Source organism: Nocardioides sp., from assembly GCF_030149505.1.
Classification (GTDB): domain Bacteria; phylum Actinomycetota; class Actinomycetes; order Propionibacteriales; family Nocardioidaceae; genus Nocardioides.
The window spans coordinates 35,827-56,429 of the sequence record NZ_JASBRN010000012.1 but is presented as its reverse complement, the minus strand read 5'-3'; the positions used below and the strand labels follow the sequence as shown (position 1 = coordinate 56,429).

Below are 20,603 nucleotides of genomic sequence, written 5' to 3'. Positions count from 1 at the left end.
TCGAGCAAGCGGCGCGACTGAGGGACGAAGTCGCGACCCGCGTGTCGAGACCCAGTCGCCCGTCCGGTCAGTCGGCGGGGTCCGCCACCTGGTCGGGCGCGCTCCCTGGACCCACCGACCGGTCCTCGGCGCGAGCGAGCCGGCGCGCGGTGCCGAGCAGCAGCGCGGCGACGGCCAGGGGCGCGACGGCACCGAGCGTCCACGGCAGGTCGCCCCTCGCGACGCCCCAGCCGGTGAGCCCGAGGCCGAGCAGCGCCACCGCCGCCAGCACCGGGGCGAGACGTCGGGCCGTGCGCGGGGTGTCCCCGAGCCACAGCGGAGCGAGGGCCAGCACGCCCATCGGCAGGGCGAGCATGCCGACAGCGAGCGGCAGGAAGACACCCAGCACCTGCTCGGGGGCCTCGAGGGGTGCGGTCAGGAAGAAGACGGCCAGCGACAGGAGGCCCAAGCCCAGCCCGAGTCCGACCAGCCCGCCGCGCCGGACCTGTGCGCGACGGGGCGGAGCCATGGCCGCACCCTAGGTCGGGGGTCGGAGCAGTGGGTACTCAGCCCGCGAGCGGCGCCTGGTGCGCGGCGGCGGCACCGTGGACGAGCGCGGCCACCTCGGGGAACCCGCGCAGCAGCGAGTCCAGGTCCCGCGGGGTCATGACGCAGGCGGTGACGGGGGTCAGCGCGGTCGCCGACGCCGTACGACGGCGGCGACGGTCGAGGACCGCGAGCTCGCCCACGACCTCTCCGGGGCCGAGCACGGCGACCAGGTCGCCCTCGTGGGTCACGACGACCGAGCCCTCGACCAGCAGGAACGCCTGGTTCTCGAACGCGCCCTCGGTGGTGAGGGCGGCGCCGACGGGGAGGGTGACGACGTCCATGAGGGACGCCATCCGGCGCAGCCGGCGCGAGGAGCAGCCGGCGAGCGCGGGGATGGTGCGCAGCAGGTGCTCCGTGGAGCGGGCGGTGCCCGGGATGCTGGTCATGGGGACTCCTGGGGGTGGGGGAGAGTCGACCGTACTGTCGGTATGTATCGAGCGTACTCCGGGTATGTGAACTCTCAACTCCGATCGGGTGAGGGTCGGGGTGAGCCTCCCCGCACCTGTGGAGGAGGTCGCCGGCGCCGTCGGCGGGCACTGGTAGACACGCACCCATGGCTGCCGACCCCGCGACGCTCGACCGCACCGCCGCCCGCGCGTCCGCGGAGGCGCACCTGCGCGCGCTGGTCGGCAGGGAGGACGCGGTGCTCCGCGACGACCAGTGGTCGGCGATCGAGGCGCTGGCCGTCGACCGGCGTCGCGCCCTGGTCGTCCAGCGCACCGGTTGGGGCAAGTCGGCGGTCTACTTCGTGGCCACGCTGCTGCTCCGCGAGGCCGGCGCCGGGCCGACGGTCATCGTCAGCCCGCTGCTGGCGCTGATGCGCAACCAGATCGCCGCCGCCGAGCGCGCCGGTATCCGCGCGGTCACCATCAACTCCACCAACATGGGCGAGTGGGAGCCGGTCCACGAGCAGATCGCGGCCGGCGAGGTCGACGTGCTGCTGGTCAGCCCCGAGCGGCTCAACAACCCCGGCTTCCGCGACGAGGTGCTGCCCCGGCTCGCCGCCACCTGCGGGCTGCTCGTGGTCGACGAGGCCCACTGCATCTCCGACTGGGGGCACGACTTCCGCCCCGACTACCGCCGCATCCGCACCCTGCTCGAGGAGCTGCCCGAGGGCATCCCGGTCCTCGCGACCACCGCCACCGCCAACTCCCGGGTCACCGAGGACGTCGCCGGCCAGCTCGGCTCGCTGCGCGACGGCGAGGTGCTGACCCTGCGCGGCACCCTCGACCGCGAGTCGCTGCGGCTCGGCGTCGTCCACCTGAAGACCGCCGACCAGCGGCTCGCCTGGCTGGCCGACCACCTGGCCGAGCAGCCGGGCTCCGGCATCGTCTACTGCCTGACCGTGGCCGCGACCCAGGAGGTCGCCGACTACCTCCGCTCCCGCGGGCACGACGTCGCGGCGTACTCCGGCCAGACCGAGGCCACCGAGCGCCAGGCACTCGAGGCCGACCTGGCCGCGGGGCGGATCAAGGCGCTGGTCGCGACCAGCGCGCTGGGGATGGGCTTCGACGCCAGCCTCGGGTTCGTGGTCAACCTCGGGTCGCCCAGCTCCCCAGTCGCCTACTACCAGCAGGTCGGCCGCGCCGGGCGCGGCCTCGACGCGCGCAGCGAGTCCGCGACGGTGGTGCTGCTGCCGGCCGTCGAGGACCGCGACATCTGGGCCTACTTCGCCTCGCTGTCCTTCCCGCGCGAGGAGCAGGTGCGCGAGACGCTCGCCGTGCTCGCCGAGGAGGGCCGTCCGATGAGCACCGCGGCGATCGAGACCCGCGTGGAGCTGAGCCGCACCCGGCTCGAGACGATGCTGAAGGTCCTCGACGTGGACGGCGCGGTGCGGCGCGTCAAGGGCGGCTGGGAGTCGACCGGGCAACCGTGGACCTACGACGCCGCCCGCTACGAGCGGGTCCGCGAGGCGCGGGAGCGGGAGCAGGCCGCGATGCTGGAGTACCTCCGCACCGACCGGTGCCGGATGCTCTTCCTCCGCGAGCAGCTGGACGACCCCGAGGCAGCGCCGTGCGGGCGTTGCGACAACTGCGGCGGGCTGTCGCTCTCGACGGAGGTCTCGGCGGCGGCGGTGACCGAGGCCCAGGAGCGGCTGGCCCGCCCCGGCGTGCCCCTGCCCCCGCGCAAGATGTGGCCCACCGGGCTCGACCGGCTCGGGATGGACCTGCGGGGCAAGGTCGCCGAGCAGGCCCTCGAGGGCCGGGCCGTGGCACGGCTGACCGACCTCGGCTACGGCCAGGCGCTGCGCGAGCTCTTCCGCGAGGGCACCCCCGACGGCGCCGTGCCGGTGCCGCTGGTCCAGGCGGTGATCGAGGTGCTCGGTGACTGGCGTCCCGAGGTCGACGCGGTCGTCGAGGTCGAGTCGACCTCCCGGCCCGAGCTCGTGGGCTCGCTGGCCGACGGGCTCTCGCGCTACCTCCAGGTGCCGCTGCTGGGTCGCTGGGCCGTGCTGGACCCCGAGGTCCCGCCCGGTCGCGGCCAGGCCAACTCCGCGCAGCGGGTCGCCGCGGTCTCGAGGCGCAGCGGTCTCGAGGCCGAGCCCGGGGCCCTGGAGGGTCGTCGGGTCCTGCTGGTCGACGACCTGCTAGACACCGGGTGGTCCACGACGCTCGCTGCTCGGGCGGTGCTGCGCGCCGGGGCGGTCTCGGTGCAGCCGCTGGTGCTGGCTGTGCGGGCCTGAGGCGGCTGCGGGCGCCGGTGACCCCGCGGCGGCGGTACCGTCGCGGCATGGCTCGGGACCGACGTACGACGACCGTGCTCGCGCTCGTGGCGCTGCTGCTGGGCGGTGTGACCGGCTGCTCCGACGACGCCGTCGACGCCGAGGAGGCGACCCCGCAGTCGCTGGCAGCGGCGGCGCTCGCGCACTACGACGCGCCGCTCGTGGCCGCGGCGCCGATCTTCGGCGACGAGCGGTTGCGGCGCGGCGACCTGGCCGTCGAGCTGGCCTTCGACCGGTCCGAGGGCGACAACACCCACGTGCGCGTGGTGGTCTCCGACCGGCTTCCTTACGGCCGCGACGACGAGGACCCGTGCGCCGGACCGTGGAAGTGCCAGGACGTCGGCACCGACGAGGTCGCGGGGACCCTCCTCTACGAGGCGGGCTACCCCGAGGAGGACCCGGGGGTGGTCCTCGCCTGGTCCGAGCGCGGGGACGAGGTCGTGTGGGCCTACGCCTACGGCCCCTTCATCGCACCCGACGACGAGGGCGGCCCGGACGAGGAGGCCACGGCCCTGGGCGACGCGCTCGCGGCGATCGTCACCGACCCGGCGGTCGGCCGGCGCACGAGCGAGGCCTACGCCGAGGCCGGGCAGGAGCTGTGCGGCGGCGGGGACTGGCTGGAGTGGTACGGCCAGGGCAACGGCTCGCCGCGGCCGGAGGACTTCCGCGACTGGTGCGCGGAGAACTAGAACACGTTCTAGCGGGCCGCTAGCCTCCCGGCATGACGCCTGCGCACCGAGACACCCCGATCCGGGTCCTGCAGTGGACCACCGGCAACATCGGCCGCCGCTCGCTGCACGCGATCCTGGCCCGGCCCGACCTGGAGCTCGCCGGGGTCTTCGCCTTCGGCGGTGACAAGGTCGGTCGGGACGCCGCCGAGCTGTGCGGCTGGCCGGAGCCGACGGGCGTCCTGGCCACCGACGACGTGGACGCCCTGCTCGCGATCGGCGCGGACGCGTGCGTCTACAACCCGCTCTGGCCCGACCTCGACCACCTGTGCGCGCTGCTCGCCGCCGGCATCGACGTGTGCACCAGCGCCGCCTGGATCACCGGCGGCAAGCAGTCCCCGGGCGACCTGGCGCGGATCCGGGCCGCGTGCGAGGAGGGTGGGTCGACGATCTTCGGCAGCGGGGCGCACCCCGGCATGACCAACATGGTCGCGATGGTGCTCTCGGGCGCCTGCGAGCGGGTCGAGGAGGTGCGGATCACCGAGAGCGTCGACTGCTCGACGTACGAGAGCGCCGGCACGCAGAGCGCGATGGGCTTCGGTCGGCCGCTCGACACCCCGGGCCTGGAGGAGAGCGTGCGGCGGGAGTCGGAGGTGTTCGCGGAGTCGGCGGCGATGATGGCCGACGCGATGGGCGTGACCCTGGACCGCCTGACCTTCGACGTCACCTTCACCGAGGCCACCGGCCACTCCGACCTGGGGTTCATGGAGATCCCGGAGGGGACCGTGGGCGGCGTGATGGGCTACCACCGCGGTTGGGTGGGGGACCGCAACGTCGTCTCGGTCGGCTTCAACTGGACCATGGGCAGCCACGTCGCCCCGCCCAAGCCGCTCGCGCACGGGCACGTGGTGCAGGTCTTCGGCGTCCCCAACATGCGCACCGTCATCTCCTGCCTGCCGCCGCGTGACTGGGCCGAGGAGGGCTTCATGGGCCTGGGGATGATCTACACCGCGATGCCGGTGGTCAACGCGCTGCCGCTCGTCGTCGCCGCGGCACCGGGCATCGTCACGCTCGCCGACCTGCCGCCGGTCACGGGTCGCGTCTACTGACCTCCGACCTGCGGACGTCATCCGCAGCGCAGAAGCGGACATCCCGTCCGCATGACGTCCCCGGCGGGGCGGGCTGGGACGTCATACGTCCCGCAGTGAGGGACCTCCCGCCCGCATGACGTCCCCGGCGGGCCGGTGTCAGGCGCCGACGACCTGCTCGATGGCGGTGACCAGTCGCGGGTCCTGCGGCTCCACGCCGGGGCGGAAGCGCGAGATCACCGTGCCGTCAGCGGCGACGAGGAACTTCTCGAAGTTCCACTGCACGTCGCCGGCCTCGCCCTGCTCGTCGGGGGTGCCGGCCAGCTCGGCGTAGAGCGGGTGGCGGCCCTCGCCGTTGACCTCGATCTTCTCGGTCATCGGGAAGGTGACGCCGTACGTCGCCGAGCAGAACTCCTGGATCTCCTCGGCGCTGCCCGGCTCCTGGCCCATGAACTGGTTGCAGGGCAGGCCGACGACGGTGAAGCCGCGCTCGCCGTAGGTCTCCTGGAGCTGCTCCAGCCCGGTGTACTGCGGGGTCAGGCCGCACTTGGAGGCGACGTTGACCAGCAGGGCCGGCTTGCCGCCGGTGATCTCGCCGAGGGTGGCGGCGGTGCCGTCGAGGCGGGCGATCGGGAGGTTGAGGATGCGCATGGCGGTGAGCGTAGCCATCCCGTGGCCAGGTGTCGGTGCGGCCGCCGGCGGGCATGACGGCGCCATGATCGACGTGCTGTGGGGTGTCGGGGGGATGGCGGCGCTGCTGCTCATCGCCGTGCTGTGCTCGAGCGACCGGCGCGCCATCCGGCCGCGGACCGTCCTGACCGCGCTGGCGCTGCAGGTGGGCTTCGGGATCCTCGTCCTCTCGTGGTCGGTCGGCGGGCGGGCGCTCGAGGCGACCTCGAGCGGCGTGCAGGCAGTGATCGACTCCTCCGGCGAGGGCATCGGGTTCCTCTTCGGGCCCGTGCTGCCGGCCGAGGACCAGGGCACGGTCGTGGCGTTCCAGGTGCTGCCGGTGATCATCTTCTTCGCCTCGCTGACCGCGGTGCTCTACCACCTCGGCGTGCTGCAGCGCGTCGTCGAGGTGCTCGGCGGTGGCCTCGGCCGACTGCTCGGCACCGGCCGCGAGGAGTCGGTCAACGCCGCGGCCAACATCTTCGTCGGCCAGACCGAGGCGCCCCTGGTCATCAAGCCGTACGTCGCCGGGCTGTCGCGCTCGGCGCTCTTCGCCGTCATGGTCGGCGGGCTCTCCACCGTCGCCGGCTCGGTGCTCGTGGGCTACTCGCTGCTCGGCGCGGAGCTGGACTACCTCATCGCCGCGTCCTTCATGGCCGCGCCCGGGGCGCTGCTGATGGCCAAGATCATCATGCCGGAGCCGCGGGCCGAGGAGGCTGCCGCCGGGATTGGCGGAGGCGCGGCCGCGCGGGACGCCGAGGTCGCGGCCGGCTGGGAGGCTGCCGTGGCGCCCGCCGACGAGTCCCGCGGGGAGGCGGGCGCTCCTCGGGGCGGGTCGACGACGTCGTACCACGAGCGCGACCCGGTCGAGGAGCAGTCGCCGGAGCGGGCGCGCAACGTCATCGACGCCGCCGCCAACGGTGCGGCCGACGGCCTGCGGCTGGCGCTGACGATCGGCGCGATGCTGCTGGCCTTCATCTCCCTCATCGCGTTGGTGAACCTGCTGGTCGGCGGGATCGGCGGCTGGTTCGGTGCCGAGGACCTCACGGTCGAGCAGGTGCTGGGCTACGTCTTCGCGCCGGTCATGGCGCTGATCGGCGTGCCGTGGAACGAGGCGGTCGAGGCGGGCAGCTTCGTGGGGCAGAAGATCGTGCTCAACGAGTTCGTGGCGTTCGCCGACTTCGGGCCGGTGGCCGGGGAGTACTCCGAGAAGACCGCCGCGATCATCACCTTCGCCCTCACCGGCTTCGCCAACCTGGGCTCGCTCGGCATCCTGCTGGGCGGCCTCGGCGGGATCGCGCCCGAGCGGCGCGGGGACATCGCCTCGCTCGGGCTGCGGGCGATCCTGGCCGCCACGCTGGCGAACCTGATGAGTGCTGCGATCGCGGGGATCCTGATCGGCTGAGGGGTCGAGGTCGGGGTAGTCCGAACTCGATCTCACCCTCAGCTCGAGTCGAGGGTGAGATCTCGTGCGGAGTATCCCGGGGCCGACGGCCCCGGGAACGCCCTGTCGGCGCGGGTCGTTAGCGTCGGGTCAGCCTCCGCCCGGGGGCGGCTGGGATCGAGGGAGGTCGCCCGTGGGGTTCGTGCCCGTCACCGGCACCGCGACCTTCCGCCCGGCGGTGCCGCCGCGCGACTCGGTGGTGGAGTTCGTCGACGAGCGCCGCACCGTGGCGCTGCCGGTCCGGGCCGCGATCCCGGTGCTCACCAAGGCCCACTCCCGCGAGGACCTGCACCCCAGCGTCGCGCTGCTCAGCGGCGCCGCGCTCCTCGGGATGCGGCTGGTCGCGGCCGGCTCCTTCGAGCCCGCCCCGGTCGAGGACGGCAGCCCGCCGTCGTGGCGGGTCAGCGAGCTCGAGGCCGCCGACGAGGACCGCGTGCGGATGCTGGCACGCTCCCGCGCCGCCGACGGCTGGGACGTCGAGGAGGCCGAGGCGGTCGTGCGGGCCGTGCTCGACGCGGTGGCCGATGCCGTGCCGCGGGGCGCGCCGGTCGCCGGGTCCCGGGCCGCCGCGGTGCGGCCGGTCGCTCCCCGCCCGGCCGCCGACGCCGTACGACGCCAGGCGGGTCGGGACCAGGCTGCGACGTTCCAGGAGCGGCTGCAGCAACGTCTCGCGCGGCACCGTGACACCAGCGCGCTGCCGCACCTGGTGACGGTCTCGCTGCGGGTCGAGGCCGACGAGGAGGAGCTGGTCGCGGGCTCGGTGCGCCTGGTGCTGCAGGTCCACGACGAGCGCGACCCGTTGCACCTGGCGGACGCGGCGTCGCTGTGGCTGGACGAGCCGGAGGTGCACGGGTTCGGCGACCGGGCCCGCACCCACGCCACCATCGCCCTGCGGGCGGCGGCCGAGGCGTGGCCGGTGCTCGACCGGTTCCTGGAGCTGAGGGTCCCCGACCAGCTGACCCTGGACGCCGAGGAGATCGCGGACCTGCTCGAGCACGGGGTCGGGGCGCTGGCCGCGCGTGGGGTCGACGTGCTGTGGCCGCGGGCGCTGGGCCGCGACCTGACGACGCGCGCGGTCCTCGACACCGCGCCGCGGCGCGGCCAGGCCCAGGAGGCGCCGTTGCAGACCGGGCTGCTGACCCCCGACGCGGTTTTCGCGTTCTCGTGGGAGGTCGCGCTCGGCGGCGACCCGCTGACGGGCGAGGAGATGGCCCAGCTGGCGAGCGCGGCGGCGCCGATCATGAAGCTGCGCGGTGCCTGGACCGTCGTCGACCCGAGCGTGGCGCGCAAGGCCCGCAAGCGGCTCGTCCGCGAGGTCCGGCCCGCGGAAGCGGTGGCCGCCGCGCTGTCGGGCGTCGCGACCCTCGGCGGAGCCGCCGGCGAGGAGCCCGCGCAGGTCGTGGTGGGGGCCTCCCTGCTCCACGTGCGCGAGCGGCTGCTGGCGGCGGCCAGCCGGGAGCCGGTCGACCCGCCGGCCGGGCTGCAGGCGACCCTGCGCGACTACCAGCGCCACGGGCTCACGTGGCTCAGCGACCTGACCGGCCTGGGGCTCGGCGCCTGCCTCGCCGACGACATGGGCCTCGGCAAGACCCTGACCCTCATCGCGCTGCACCTGCGCCGGGCCGAGGCCTCGCGCGCCGAGGGCCGCCGACCGGCCCCGACGCTGGTGGTCTGCCCGACCTCGTTGCTCGGCAACTGGGAGGCGGAGGTCCGCAGGTTCGCGCCCGGGGTGCCGGTCCGGCGCTTCCACGGCGGCACGCGGTCGCTGGCCGGGCTGGGCTCCGCGGGTCCCGACGCCGAGCCGGACCTGCTCACGGCGACCGAGGCCGGATCCACCGCGGAGCCGGTCGACGACCCGGGCTTCGTGCTGACGACGTACGGCACGATGCGGGTGGACACGACGGGGTCCGGCGGCGTCGGCGGCTCGGAGCTGGCGGCGGTCCCGTGGGGGCTGGTCGTGGCCGACGAGGCCCAGCACGTGAAGAACTCCCGCTCCTCCACGGCCCGCGGGCTGCGCGCGATCCCGCACGGCGCGCGCGTGGCGCTGACCGGCACGCCGGTGGAGAACGACCTCACCGAGCTGTGGTCGATCCTCGACTGGTGCGTACCCGGGCTGCTCGGCAGCCGGCAGGCCTTCCGCAGGGTGTGGGCCTCCCCGATCGAGGCGGGCGTCGACCCCGAGGTGACCAAGCGGTTCGCCGACCTGATCGGGCCGTTCCTGCTGCGTCGCCGCAAGTCCGACCCCGGCATCGCGCCGGAGCTGCCGCCCAAGACCGAGACCGACCACCCGCTGTGGCTGACCCGCGAGCAGGTGGTGCTCTACGAGGCGTTCGTGCGCGAGACGATGGAGCGGATCGAGCGCGCCGACGAGCACGCCCGCCGCGGCCTCGTGCTCTCGCTGCTCACCGGGTGCAAGCAGATCTGCAACCACCCCGCGCACTTCCTCAAGCAGGGGGCGGGGCGGATCGCGGGGCGCTCGGAGAAGATCGACCTCCTCGACGAGCTGCTCGGCACGGTGCTGGCCGAGGACGGCGCGGCGCTGGTCTTCACGCAGTACGTCGAGATGGCGCGGCTCGTCGCCCGGCACCTCACCCACGCCGGCATCCCGCACCAGCTGCTGCACGGCGGCACCCCGGTGCGCGAGCGCGAGGCGATGGTGCGGCGCTTCCAGTCCGACGGCGAGGACCGGGTGCCGGTCTTCCTGCTCTCGCTCAAGGCCGGCGGCACCGGGCTCAACCTCACCCGCGCCGAGCACGTCATCCACCTCGACCGCTGGTGGAACCCTGCCGTCGAGGACCAGGCGACCGACCGCGCCTACCGGATCGGCCAGACCCGCCCGGTGCAGGTGCACCGGATGGTCACCCGCGGCACGATCGAGGAGCGGGTCGGGCTGCTGCTCGACCGCAAGCGTGCGCTCGCCGACGCCGTGCTCGGGCGCGGGGAGGCGGCGCTCACCGAGCTCAGCGACGCCGAGCTGCGCGACCTGGTCACGCTGCGGCCCGAGCCGCTCGGGTGACGGGCGTGAGCGGGGAGCCAGTCGCCGTCACGCACCCCCGGCTGCCCCCGCTCACCCGCACGGCTCGCGCCACGAGCTGGTGGGGGCGCGCCTGGGTGCGGGCCGTCGAGGAGGCGGCGTACGCCGAGGAGGACCTGGTCGCCGCGCGCAGGCTGGCCCGCGCCGGGAAGGTCGGCGGGATCCGGGTCGAGCAGGGTCGGGCCTGGGCTGCGGTCGAGGACACCGGCGGGCTCTGGGCGGCCGACGTCGTCGTACCCGTGCTCGACGACGACCTGGCCGACGCCCTCGTCGAGACGGTCGCCGCCGCCGCCGGACGCATCACCTCGCTGCTGGCCGGCGACCTCCCGCACGAGCTGGTCGAGCACGCCGAGGAGGCCGGCGTCGAGCTCCTGCCGTACGGCGGGGAGCTGGTCGCGTCCTGCACCTGCGACGCCTGGGTCGACCCGTGCGTCCACGCGCTCGCGCTGCTCCAGCAGGTCGGGTGGCTGCTGGAGGCCGACCCGTTCGTGCTGCTGCACCTGCGGGGGCTGCCGCGCGAGGAGCTGCTCTCGCGGCTGCACGCGCTGGGACCGGGGTCAGCCGTCGGCCCCGCGACCGAGCCCGCCGGCCCGGACGACCCGGACCTCGACGCCGCCCTCGACGCCGCCGCCCGGGCCGCACGGTTCCTCGAGCGGCTCGAGGCCGGGGATCCTGCGGTCGAGCACCTGCTGTGACGGGTGGTGCGGGTGGTGCGGATGGTGCGGGAAAGGTTTGGCTGGTACCGGCTGAACCTTTCGGCGTACTGCTGAACCTTCGGCCGTACGCCGAAAGATCTGGCCGGTACCAGCCGAACCTTCCCGCCGCCGCCCCGGCCACCGCCCCGACCCGGCCGCTCGGCACGCACGTACCGTGGCGAGCGTGACCCTCCACCTCGACCACCGCTTCGCCGACGCGCTCCCCGAGTTGGCGCTGGACTGGCGTGCCGAGGCCGCACCGGACCCCCGGCTGCTGGCGCTGGACGAAGACCTCGCGAGGGAGATCGGCCTCGACCCGGCCACGCTCCGGACCCCCGACGGGCTGCGGCTGCTGACCGGCGAGCAGCCGCCGGCGGGCGCGCGGCCGGTGGCCCAGGGGTACGCCGGGCACCAGTTCGGCGGGTACTCCCCGCGCCTCGGCGACGGCCGCGCCCTCCTCCTCGGCGAGCTGACCACACCTGACGGCCGGCTGCTCGACCTGCACCTCAAGGGCTCCGGCCGCACCCCGTGGTCGCGCGGGGGCGACGGCCTGGCCGTGGTCGGTCCGATGCTCCGCGAGCACCTGGTCAGCGCCGCGATGCACGCGCTCGGGATCCCGACCACCCGCAGCCTCGGCGTCGTCGGCACCGGCCGGGTCGTCCAGCGCGACACCCCGATGCCCGGCGCGGTCCTCGCACGGGTCGCGGCCAGCCACCTGAGGGTCGGGACGGTGCAGTACGCCGCGGCGCACGACGCCCAGCGCGCGGCCGCGGCCGGCACGGACCCCGGTGACGACTGCCTCCTCGCCCGGGTCGTCACCCACGCCGCCGAGCGCCACCACCCCGAGGTGCTCGAGGCCGAGGTGCCGGCACTGGCGCTGCTCGAGCGAGCCGTGGAGGTGCAGGCCCGGCTGGTCGCGCGGTGGATGTCGGTCGGCTTCGTCCACGGCGTCATGAACACCGACAACGTGACGCTCTCCGGCGAGACCATCGACTACGGCCCGTGCGCGTTCCTCGACGGGTTCGACCAGGCCGCGGTCTTCAGCTCCATCGACACCCAGGGCCGCTACGCCTTCGGCCAGCAGCCCGCGGTCATGCAGTGGAACCTCACGCGCCTCGCCGAGGGCCTGCTGCCGCTGGTCACCGCGGCGAGCGGCGACCAGGAGAAGGCGATCGCGCGGTGCGTGGAGGTGCTGGAACGCTTCCCGGCGCTCTACGGGGAGGAGTACGCCGCGCTGCTGGCCGCCAAGGTCGGGCTGCCGCCCGCCGTCTCCGCCGGGCTCGACCCGGTCACCCGCACCGACCTCGTGGGCGACCTGCTCTCGGTCATGGCGGGGGCCCGGGTCGACCACACCGGCTTCTTCCGCGACCTCGCCCGCGAGCTCCGCGGCCGGGGGACGCCCGCGCGCGACCGGGTGCTCGACCTGCCGGCGTACGACGCCTGGGCCGAGCGGTGGCGCGCCCTCGGCCCCGACCCCGACGCGATGGACCGGGTCAACCCGGTCTACGTGCCCCGCAACCACCTGCTCCAAGCGGCGCTCGACGCCGCCGACGCCGGTGACCTCGCACCGTTCGAGCGCATGCTCGAGGTCGTCACCCACCCGTTCGTCGAGCGCCCGGAGTGGTCGGAGTACGCGCTGCCCGATCCCGCGGGCGGGCCGTTCGTGACGTACTGCGGCACCTGAGCGGGGGTAGTCCGAACTACATCTCACCCTCAGTTCGAGCTGAGGGTGGAAAAGCGTTCGGACTATCCCGCAGCCCCCGCCCCCACCGGCACCCCGAGCGCCCCGAGCGCCATGGAGCGCAGCACCTCGCGCATCTGGTCGTCGGGGAGCAGGCCGGAGTGGGGGGTGGAGTTGATCAGTCCGAAGGCGACGTGGGCCATCGAGCGGGCCCGGTCGAGGCCGAGGTCGGGGTGGAGCAGCCGGAGCTGGTCGGCCCAGACGTCGACGTAGGCGCGCTGGGTGCGGCGGACCTCCTCGCGCGCCTCGGCGGGGAGCGAGGACCAGTCGCGGTCCTGGACGACGATGAGCGGGCGGTGCCCGAGGGCGAAGCCGACGTGGTGGTCGACCAGCGCGGCGAGCGCGGCGGCCGGGTCGGGGGCCGCGGCCACGCACGCCCGACCGCCGTCGAGCAGCCAGCGGCTGATCGAGACCAGCATCTCCGCGAGCACGGCGTCCTTGGACGGGAAGTGCTTGTAGAGCGCCGGCCCGGAGATCCCGCAGGCCGCCCCGAGGTCGGCCACCGAGACCCCGTGGAAGCCTCGCGCGGCGAAGAGCTCCGCCGCGGTGTCGAGGATCTGCTGGCGCCGGCTCACCGGCCCAGACTAGGACGCTGGGTGAGCGGTCGCTCACTGCTCGTCACCGGCGCCGGTCCGCTCGAGGAGCGGGTCGGCGTACAGCGAGGAGGAGAGCGACCCCACGACGGCCACGCCGAGGGTGCCGCCGACCCCGCGGGTGGCGTCGTCGACCGCGGAGCCGACGTGCACGCGGGCGGGCGGGCGGACCTCGGCACGAACGTCGCGGTCATCGGTCACTGCCACCAGCCCGACCGGCACCCCGGCAGCCGACCGTGAGCAGGCGCTGGCCGCCGCCCTCGCCCACGTCTCCCGCGCGCTCGGCCCTGACGTCCCTCGGGTGACCGGGCGGCCCGCCCGAAACCCTGCCGATCCTTGCGGGATCGCGGATCATGGACCCATGTCCGGGGGGAGCAGGAGGTCCCGGCGTGCGTCGGCGCTGATCGCCACGTGCGCCGCCCTCGCCGCGACCGGTGGCTGGCACGCGGCCCGGACCGCGGGAGCCGAGGAGGCTGCGGCCGGCCCCTCCGGTACGACGCCGGCGGCCCGGCCCGTCTCGACGGCGTCTCCCTGGCCGAGCGCCGACCCGTCTTCGACCGCGCCGACGTTCCCCGCGACAGGGCCGACCGGCGCCCCCTCCAGCGCCTCCGCCCGCACCTGCACCCCCGAGGTGCCCCCCGTCGACCCCGACGCCACGGCCGCCGCCCGGTGCGCGGCCGAGACCCTCGACCGCTGGCTGGCCGACGGGGCGACCGCGGTCGGGCAGCAAGTCAACATCTCCAACGACCGCTGGGACGCCCCGCTGCGCGCGTGGCGGACCGGCCCGCCCGCGGTGGTCGGCTTCGACCTCGACGAGCTGGTCGACGCCGCCCGCCGTGGGCAGGACCGCACCGAGGACCTCGCTCTCCTCGCCGAGGACGGGGCACTGCTTACCGCCTCCTGGCACGCCCACAACCCGTGGACCGGTGGCGACTCCTTCGACCGCACCGGCGCCGAGCGGCTGGCCGAGCTGCTGGATCCGACGACGCCGGCGGCGCGCCGGTTCGCCGCGGACTGGGCCGAGGCACTGGCCCTGCTGGCCCCGCTCCAGGAACGCGGGGTGGCCGTCGTGCTGCGCCCGCTGCACGAGGCCGGCGGGGGCTGGTTCTGGTGGGGCCGCCCGGACCCGACGACGTACCGCGCCCTCTTCGCCCAGCTCCAGCAGCAGGCCGCCGACGCCGGGCTGCACCACCTGCTGTGGTCCTACGGCGCGGCGGTGCGCACCTGGGAGGGCGTCGACGAGCCGCGCTCGCTACTGCCCGACGCCGTCGACCTCGTGGGCCTGGACACCTACGACTGCGAGAGCGTCCACCCCGACTGCGGCGGCCGCGGCTCCGAGGAGCTGGCCGTCGACGAGGTCGACCTGACGGGGTACGCCGAGCTGGCCGCCGCCGCCCCGCGCGCGGCCCTGACCGAGGTCGGCCCGGCGCACTCGCCCGACGGCGACTGGGACCCCGCCGTCATCACCAGCACCCTGCGCACGCAGGGCCTGTCCGCGGCGTACGCGCTCCTGTGGTTCGACGACGCCGCCGGGCGCAAGCAGGTCTCCTCGCTGCGGGGCGGTCGGGAGTGGCTGGGCTCGTGTCCGGGCGGGGTCTGCTCGGTGCGCTGAGCCGGGATACTCCGAACGAAAAGTCACCCTCAGCTCGAGCTGAGGGTGAAAAATCGTTCGGACTACCCGCCGCCTGGCGCCCCCGGTTAACGATCGCTAACCTGGCGCGGTGAGCACCCAGACACCCCCGCCGGACCTGAGGAGCCTGGTCGCGCAGCTGCGTGAGCGGCTGGCCCAGGTGCGCCTGGGCGGCAGCGAGGCCGCGCGTGAGAAGCACACCAGCCGCGGGAAGCTGCTCGTCCGCGACCGGGTCGACCGGCTGCTGGACCCGGGCAGCCCGTTCCTCGAGCTCAGCCCACTGGCGGCGTACGGGATGTACGGCGCGCCGGGGGAGACCCCTGTGCCGAGCGCCGGGGTCGTCGGCGGGATCGGCCGCATCCACGGCCGCGAGTGCGTGGTGGTGGCCAACGACGCCACGGTCAAGGGCGGCACGTACTACCCGATGACGGTCAAGAAGCACCTGCGCGCCCAGACGGTCGCGGCCGAGAACAACCTGCCGTGCATCTACCTCGTGGACTCCGGCGGCGCGTTCCTGCCGATGCAAGACGAGGTCTTCCCCGACCGCGAGCACTTCGGCCGGATCTTCTTCAACCAGGCGAACATGTCCGCCCGCGGCATCCCGCAGATCGCCAGCGTCATGGGTTCGTGCACGGCCGGCGGCGCGTACGTCCCGGCGATGTCGGACGAGACCGTGATCGTCAAGGAGCAGGGCACGATCTTCCTGGGCGGCCCGCCGCTGGTGAAGGCCGCGACCGGCGAGGTCGTCACCGCCGAGGAGCTGGGCGGTGGCGAGGTGCACGCCCGGCGCTCCGGCGTCGTGGACCACCTGGCCGAGGACGACGCGCACGCGCTGGCGATCGTCCGCGGCATCGTCGACACCCTCAGCAGGCCGCGGACCGCGGCGCCGTGGCAGGTCCGCGAGGTCGAGGAGCCGCTGGAGGCCCCGGAGTCGATCTACGACGTCGTCCCCGCCGACGTGCGCACCCCCTACGACGTGCGCGACGTCATCCGCCGCGTCGTCGACGGCAGCCGGTTCCAGGAGTTCAAGGCGCTCTACGGCGAGACGCTGGTCTGCGGCTTCGCGCACGTGTGGGGCCACCCCGTCGGCATCGTCGCCAACAACGGCATCCTCTTCAGCGAGTCCGCGCTCAAGGGCGCGCACTTCGTGGAGCTGTGCAACCAGCGCGGCATCCCGCTGGTGTTCCTGCAGAACATCTCCGGCTTCATGGTCGGGCGGGAGTACGAGAACAACGGCATCGCCCGCGACGGCGCCAAGCTCGTCACCGCGGTCGCCTGCTCGGTGGTGCCGAAGCTGACGGTGGTGATCGGCGGCTCGTACGGCGCCGGCAACTACGGCATGTGCGGGCGTGCCTACGACCCACGCTTCCTGTGGATGTGGCCCAATGCGCGGATCTCGGTGATGGGCGGCGAGCAGGCCGCGTCGGTCCTGGCGACGGTGGCGAACCGTCCCGACGACGAGGACTTCAAGGCCCCGATCCGGGCGCAGTACGAGGAGCAGGGCTCGCCCTACTACGCCACCGCGCGGCTGTGGGACGACGGGATCATCGACCCCGCCGACACCCGCCGGGTCCTGGGCATGGCGCTGGCCACCTGCGCCAACGCACCCGTGCCCGAGCCCTCCTACGGCATCTTCCGGATGTGAATTCACCCCATGACCTTCTTCGCTCCCCCGCTCCGCCCCTCCGCGAACAACGCCACGAAGACCCCGAGATGAGCGCGATGATCCAGATCCGCACCCTCCTCATCGCCAACCGCGGCGAGATCGCCCTGCGCGTCATGCGCACGGCCGCCCGCCTCGGCATCCGCACGGTCGCGGTCTTCACCGAGCCCGACGCCCACGCGCTGCACGTGCGCGCGGCCGACGACTCGGTCCAGGTGCCGTCCTACCTCGACGTCGAGGCGATCGTCGCAACCGCGGTGGCGACCGGCGCCCAGGCCGTCCACCCCGGTTACGGCTTCCTGTCCGAGCGCGCGCCCTTCGCACGCGCCCTGGAGGCGGCCGGGGTCCGGCTGGTCGGCCCCAGCGCGGACGTCATCGACCTCATGGGCCGCAAGGACGCTGCGCGCGAGGTCGCCGAGCGCGCCGGGGTGCCGGTCGTGCCGTCGTACGACCCCGAGGCCGACCCGACCACCTTCACGTTCCCGGTGCTGGTCAAGGCCGCGGCCGGCGGTGGCGGCAAGGGCATGCGGGTGGTCCGCGAGGCGGGGGAGTACGCCGAGGCGATCGCCGCAGCCCGCCGCGAGGCCGCCAAGGCGTTCGGCGACGACGCCATGCTCGTGGAGCGGTACGTCGAGCGCGGCCGCCACGTCGAGGTCCAGGTCGTGGGTGACGACCACGGCGGCGTCGTGCACCTCTTCGAGCGCGACTGCTCGGCGCAGCGCCGGCACCAGAAGGTCCTCGAGGAGGCGCCCGCTCCGGGGATCACCGCCGAGCTGCGGCACCGGATCACCAGCGCCGCCGTCGACCTGGCCCGCGAGGTCGGGTACTCCGGCGCCGGCACCGTGGAGTTCCTCCTCGACACGCAGTCCGACGACTTCTACTTCCTGGAGATGAACACCCGCCTCCAGGTCGAGCACCCCGTCACCGAGGCGATCTGCGGCGGCGTCGACCTGGTCGAGGAGCAGCTGCGCGTCGCCGAGGGGCACCCGCTGTCGCTGGAACAGGGCGACCTGGTCATCCACGGCCACGCCATCGAGGCCCGCGTCTACGCCGAGGACCCGTACGCCGGGTTCCTGCCGCAGGCCGGCACCGCCTCCCTGGTGCGCTGGCCGGGCGGCGCCGGCGTCCGCGTGGACCACGCGCTGGAGTCCGGGCAGGTCGTCTCGACCAGCTTCGACCCGATGCTCGGCAAGGTCGTCGTGCACGGCCCGGACCGTGAGGCCGCACGGCTGGCCCTCGTCGACGCGCTCGACCGCACGTCGGTGCTCGGCCTGACCACGAACACCGGCTTCCTGCGCGCGCTCGCCGCCAGTGACGCCTTCCGCGACGTCGGCGCCCCCGGCGGCCTGGACACCGCCTGGCTGGACCGGGTGGACATCCCGGCCGAGCTGCCGGCACCGACCGACGAGGTCCCGCGCGTCCTCGCCGCCTGGACCGCCGCCATGGTGCGCTCCCTCGACGGCCGCGGCACGGCGTACGTCGCCGACGGGTTCCGCCTCGGCGCCGACCCGGCCGCGACGACCGTCGAGCTGGACCGCCCGGTCGTCGTGCACCGGCGACCCGACGACACCGGCACGGTCGACGGGGTCGAGGTGCGCCAGCTCTCGGCCGCCGACCACGTGCTCGACCTGGTCGTCGACGGCACCCGCGTCCGCGCGGTGGTCGACGCCCGGCTCGGCCTGGACGGCCGCGGCGTCGTCGAGGTCGCCCACCGCGGCCAGCTCTTCCGCTTCACCCCGCCCGACCGGCTCGCCGGTCACGCTGACGACCACGACGGCGACCTGCTGGCCCCCATGCCCGGCACCGTCCTCGACGTCCGGGTCGAGGCCGGCCAGCAGGTGCAGGAGGGCCAGGTGCTCGGGGTGCTCGAGGCGATGAAGATGGAGCTGGCCATGAAGGCGCCGTACCCCGGCACCGTGACCGTCGTCGACGCGGCGGTGGGACGGCAGGTGCCGCTGGGGCACGTGTTGTTCCACGTGGAACAGGCGGGGCAGGAGGGCACGGCGTGACCGGTGTGATCACCCGGGCGACGGCCGTCCCCGCGCCCGGGCTCCCAGACCGCGTCACGATCTACGAGGTCGGACCCCGCGACGGCCTGCAGAACGAGCAGGCGGTCGTCCCGGTCGCGGTGAAGGAGGAGTTCGTCCGCCGCCTGCTGGCCGCCGGGCTCCCCCTCGTCGAGGCGACGAGCTTCGTCCACCCGCGCTGGGTCCCGCAGCTGGCCGATGCCGCAGACCTGATGACCCGCCTGGGCGCCGACGGCCTCGACTGCCCGGTGCTCGTGCCCAACGAGCGTGGGCTCGACCGCGCCCTGGAGCTCGGGCTGCGCCACGTCGCGGTCTTCGCCAGCGCCACCGAGGCCTTCGCCGCCAAGAACCTCAACCGCACCCTCGAGACCCAGTTCGCGATGTTCGAGCCGACGGTCGAGCGCGCCCTGGCGGCCGGCCTGGACGTCCGCGCCTACGTCTCGATGTGCTTCGGCGACCCCTGGGAGGGCCCGGTGGCCCCCGAGCAGGTCGTCGGCGTCGGGCAGCGACTGCTCGCGATGGGCGCCACCCAGCTCAGCCTCGGCGACACCATCGGCGTCGGCACCGCCGGCCACGTCACCGCGCTGGTCGAGGCGTTCACCGCCGCGGGCACCCCGCTCGACCGGCTCGCGCTGCACTTCCACGACACCTACGGCCAGGCCCTCTCCAACGTCCAGGCCGGCCTGCGCGCCGGCGTGACGACGTACGACGCCAGCGCGGGCGGCCTCGGCGGCTGCCCCTACGCCGAGAGCGCGACCGGCAACCTCGCGACCGAGGACCTGGTCTGGCTGCTCGACGGCCTGGGCATCGAGCACGGGGTCGACCTCGGCGCCCTGGTGGCGACCAGCTCCTGGATGGCCGGGCAGCTCGGGCGGCCCAGCCCCTCCGCGGTGGTCCGGGCGCTGGCACAATCCACCTCGTGACATCCCAGCGGCGGGTCTACCTGCACATCGGTGCGCCGAAGACCGGCACCACCTACGTGCAGGACCGGCTCAGCCGCAACGCCAAGACCCTGGCCCAGCACGGAGTGCACTTCCCGAGCCGCTCCCCGCTGGTGAGCCCCGGGATGTTCCAGTTCCGCGCGGCGCTGGACCTGCTCGGCCAGGACTGGGGCGGCGACCCCGGCCACGCCGACGGTAACTGGGACGCCCTCGTGCGCCGGGTGCGGCGGCACAAGGGCAGCGTCATCGTCAGCCACGAGATCCTCGCCCCCGCGCCCGCCGAGGCCGTCGCCCGGGCCAAGGCCGAGCTGGGTGCCGGCGACGACCTGCACGTCGTCTACGGCGTGCGCGACCTGGCCCGCCAGCTCCCGGCCGCGTGGCAGGAGAGCATCAAGCAGGGCCGCAAGTGGACCTACCGCGGGTTCCTGCGCAAGGTGCGGACCGGCAAGCCGTGGTTCTACCGCGCCTTCGACGTCCCGGCAGTGCTCAGCACCTGGTCGGCCGGGCTGCCGCCGGAGAACGTCCACGTCGTCACCGTCCCGCAGGCCGGCACCACGGGCCCCGACGAGCTGTGGCACCGCTTCTGCCGCGCCGTCTCCATCGACCCCGCCTGGGCGCCGGAGGAGTCGCGGCGCACCAACCCCTCGCTGGGGGTCGCCGAGGCCGCGCTGATCCGTCGGCTGAACAAGCGGCTGGGTCGCAAGGTCCGGCGCGACGCGACGTACGACGACCTGGTCCGCGGCCTGCTCGCCGAGCAGGAGCTCGCCGGCCGCGAGAGCGCCAAGCTGCTGCTGCCCCCCGGCATGCACGACTGGGTCGAGGCCGAGTCCGCCCGCTGGGTCGAGTGGCTGGAGCAGAGCGGCGTCGACGTCATCGGCGACCTCGAGGACCTCCGCCCGCTGCCGACGCGCCGCGTCGACTACACCAACCCCGACAAGGTCACCTCCAAGGCCCAGCTCGCCGCCGCGCTCGACGCCCTCACCGTCATGACCCAGGAGGCGGCGCGGCGCGAGGACCCCGAGCAGCAGCTCTCGCACCGCCTGCGCTCCGGCGTACGCCGGCTGCGCGAGTCGTGATCGCCAGCCCCGCCCGGCGACCCG

17 protein-coding genes are annotated in these 20,603 nt (G+C 74.6%); 12 read left to right on the top strand and 5 right to left on the bottom strand.

The features are described from left to right. Positions 1–67: 67 nt before the first annotated feature. Positions 68–508 carry a hypothetical protein gene (locus Q1V71_RS01895; RefSeq protein WP_300639974.1) on the bottom strand — a complete coding sequence of 147 codons (441 nt, stop codon included), beginning with the start codon at positions 506–508 and terminating at the stop codon, positions 68–70. A 37-nt stretch (positions 509–545) separates the two neighbouring features. Next, the gene (locus tag Q1V71_RS01890; RefSeq protein WP_300639971.1) at positions 546–974 is read right to left on the bottom strand and encodes a Crp/Fnr family transcriptional regulator; all 429 of its coding nucleotides are present in this window, start codon (positions 972–974) and stop codon (positions 546–548) included. 167 nt (positions 975–1,141) lie between these two features. Here Q1V71_RS01890 and Q1V71_RS01885 point away from each other — a divergent pair, with 167 nt between their 5' ends. The 3 genes from Q1V71_RS01885 to Q1V71_RS01875 are packed head-to-tail and all read left to right on the top strand — an operon-like array spanning position 1,142 to position 5,087. Continuing rightward, positions 1,142–3,271, top strand: coding sequence for a DEAD/DEAH box helicase (locus Q1V71_RS01885; protein WP_300639968.1), 2,130 nt, complete (start codon positions 1,142–1,144; stop codon positions 3,269–3,271). Positions 3,272–3,318: 47 nt separating this feature from the next. After that, positions 3,319–3,999 (top strand): hypothetical protein, encoded by a 681-nt coding sequence (locus tag Q1V71_RS01880; protein WP_300639965.1) that lies wholly within the window; start codon positions 3,319–3,321, stop codon positions 3,997–3,999. 32 nt (positions 4,000–4,031) lie between these two features. Further along, positions 4,032–5,087, top strand: coding sequence for a hypothetical protein (locus Q1V71_RS01875; RefSeq protein WP_300639962.1), 1,056 nt, complete (start codon positions 4,032–4,034; stop codon positions 5,085–5,087). Between the two features lie 138 nt (positions 5,088–5,225). Here Q1V71_RS01875 and Q1V71_RS01870 read toward each other — a convergent pair whose 3' ends face one another. Beyond that, on the bottom strand, positions 5,226–5,717 hold the full coding sequence (locus tag Q1V71_RS01870) for a glutathione peroxidase (protein WP_300639959.1): 492 nt from the start codon (positions 5,715–5,717) through the stop codon (positions 5,226–5,228). 4 nt (positions 5,718–5,721) lie between these two features. Between Q1V71_RS01870 and Q1V71_RS01865 the strand changes: the two genes are divergently transcribed. The 4 genes from Q1V71_RS01865 to Q1V71_RS01850 all read left to right on the top strand — a co-directional run bounded on the left by Q1V71_RS01865 (position 5,722) and on the right by Q1V71_RS01850 (position 12,592). Next, positions 5,722–7,140, top strand: a complete 1,419-nt coding sequence (locus Q1V71_RS01865) for a nucleoside transporter C-terminal domain-containing protein (RefSeq protein WP_300639956.1) — start codon at positions 5,722–5,724, stop codon at positions 7,138–7,140. Positions 7,141–7,312: 172 nt separating this feature from the next. Then, on the top strand, positions 7,313–10,195 hold the full coding sequence (locus Q1V71_RS01860; protein WP_300639953.1) for an SNF2-related protein: 2,883 nt from the start codon (positions 7,313–7,315) through the stop codon (positions 10,193–10,195). 5 nt (positions 10,196–10,200) lie between these two features. Next, complete coding sequence (locus Q1V71_RS01855) at positions 10,201–10,908, top strand: SWIM zinc finger family protein (protein ID WP_300639950.1); 708 nt, start codon at positions 10,201–10,203, stop codon at positions 10,906–10,908. A 184-nt stretch (positions 10,909–11,092) separates the two neighbouring features. Further along, entirely contained in the window at positions 11,093–12,592 is a 1,500-nt protein-coding gene (locus Q1V71_RS01850; RefSeq protein ID WP_300639947.1) for a protein adenylyltransferase SelO family protein, read from the top strand. A gap of 62 nt (positions 12,593–12,654) precedes the next feature. Here Q1V71_RS01850 and Q1V71_RS01845 read toward each other — a convergent pair whose 3' ends face one another. Further along, entirely contained in the window at positions 12,655–13,224 is a 570-nt protein-coding gene (locus Q1V71_RS01845; protein ID WP_300639944.1) for a TetR/AcrR family transcriptional regulator, read from the bottom strand. Between the two features lie 33 nt (positions 13,225–13,257). Then, positions 13,258–13,443, bottom strand: coding sequence for a hypothetical protein (locus Q1V71_RS01840; protein ID WP_300639941.1), 186 nt, complete (start codon positions 13,441–13,443; stop codon positions 13,258–13,260). 160 nt (positions 13,444–13,603) lie between these two features. Here Q1V71_RS01840 and Q1V71_RS01835 point away from each other — a divergent pair, with 160 nt between their 5' ends. The 5 genes from Q1V71_RS01835 (at position 13,604) to Q1V71_RS01815 (ending at position 20,579) form a co-directional block, all read left to right on the top strand. After that, positions 13,604–14,854, top strand: coding sequence for a glycosyl hydrolase (locus Q1V71_RS01835; RefSeq protein WP_300639938.1), 1,251 nt, complete (start codon positions 13,604–13,606; stop codon positions 14,852–14,854). A 109-nt stretch (positions 14,855–14,963) separates the two neighbouring features. Further along, positions 14,964–16,517, top strand: a complete 1,554-nt coding sequence (locus Q1V71_RS01830) for an acyl-CoA carboxylase subunit beta (RefSeq protein ID WP_300639935.1) — start codon at positions 14,964–14,966, stop codon at positions 16,515–16,517. 68 nt (positions 16,518–16,585) lie between these two features. Then, complete coding sequence (locus Q1V71_RS01825; protein ID WP_300639932.1) at positions 16,586–18,544, top strand: biotin carboxylase N-terminal domain-containing protein; 1,959 nt, start codon at positions 16,586–16,588, stop codon at positions 18,542–18,544. Beyond that, a complete protein-coding gene (locus Q1V71_RS01820) occupies positions 18,541–19,485 on the top strand; it encodes a hydroxymethylglutaryl-CoA lyase (RefSeq protein WP_300639929.1) in 945 nt (314 codons plus the stop codon). The genes Q1V71_RS01825 and Q1V71_RS01820 overlap by 4 nt, the downstream gene beginning before the upstream one ends. Next, positions 19,482–20,579 (top strand): hypothetical protein, encoded by a 1,098-nt coding sequence (locus Q1V71_RS01815; RefSeq protein ID WP_300639926.1) that lies wholly within the window; start codon positions 19,482–19,484, stop codon positions 20,577–20,579. The genes Q1V71_RS01820 and Q1V71_RS01815 overlap by 4 nt, the downstream gene beginning before the upstream one ends. The last annotated feature ends 24 nt before the right edge of the window (positions 20,580–20,603 follow it).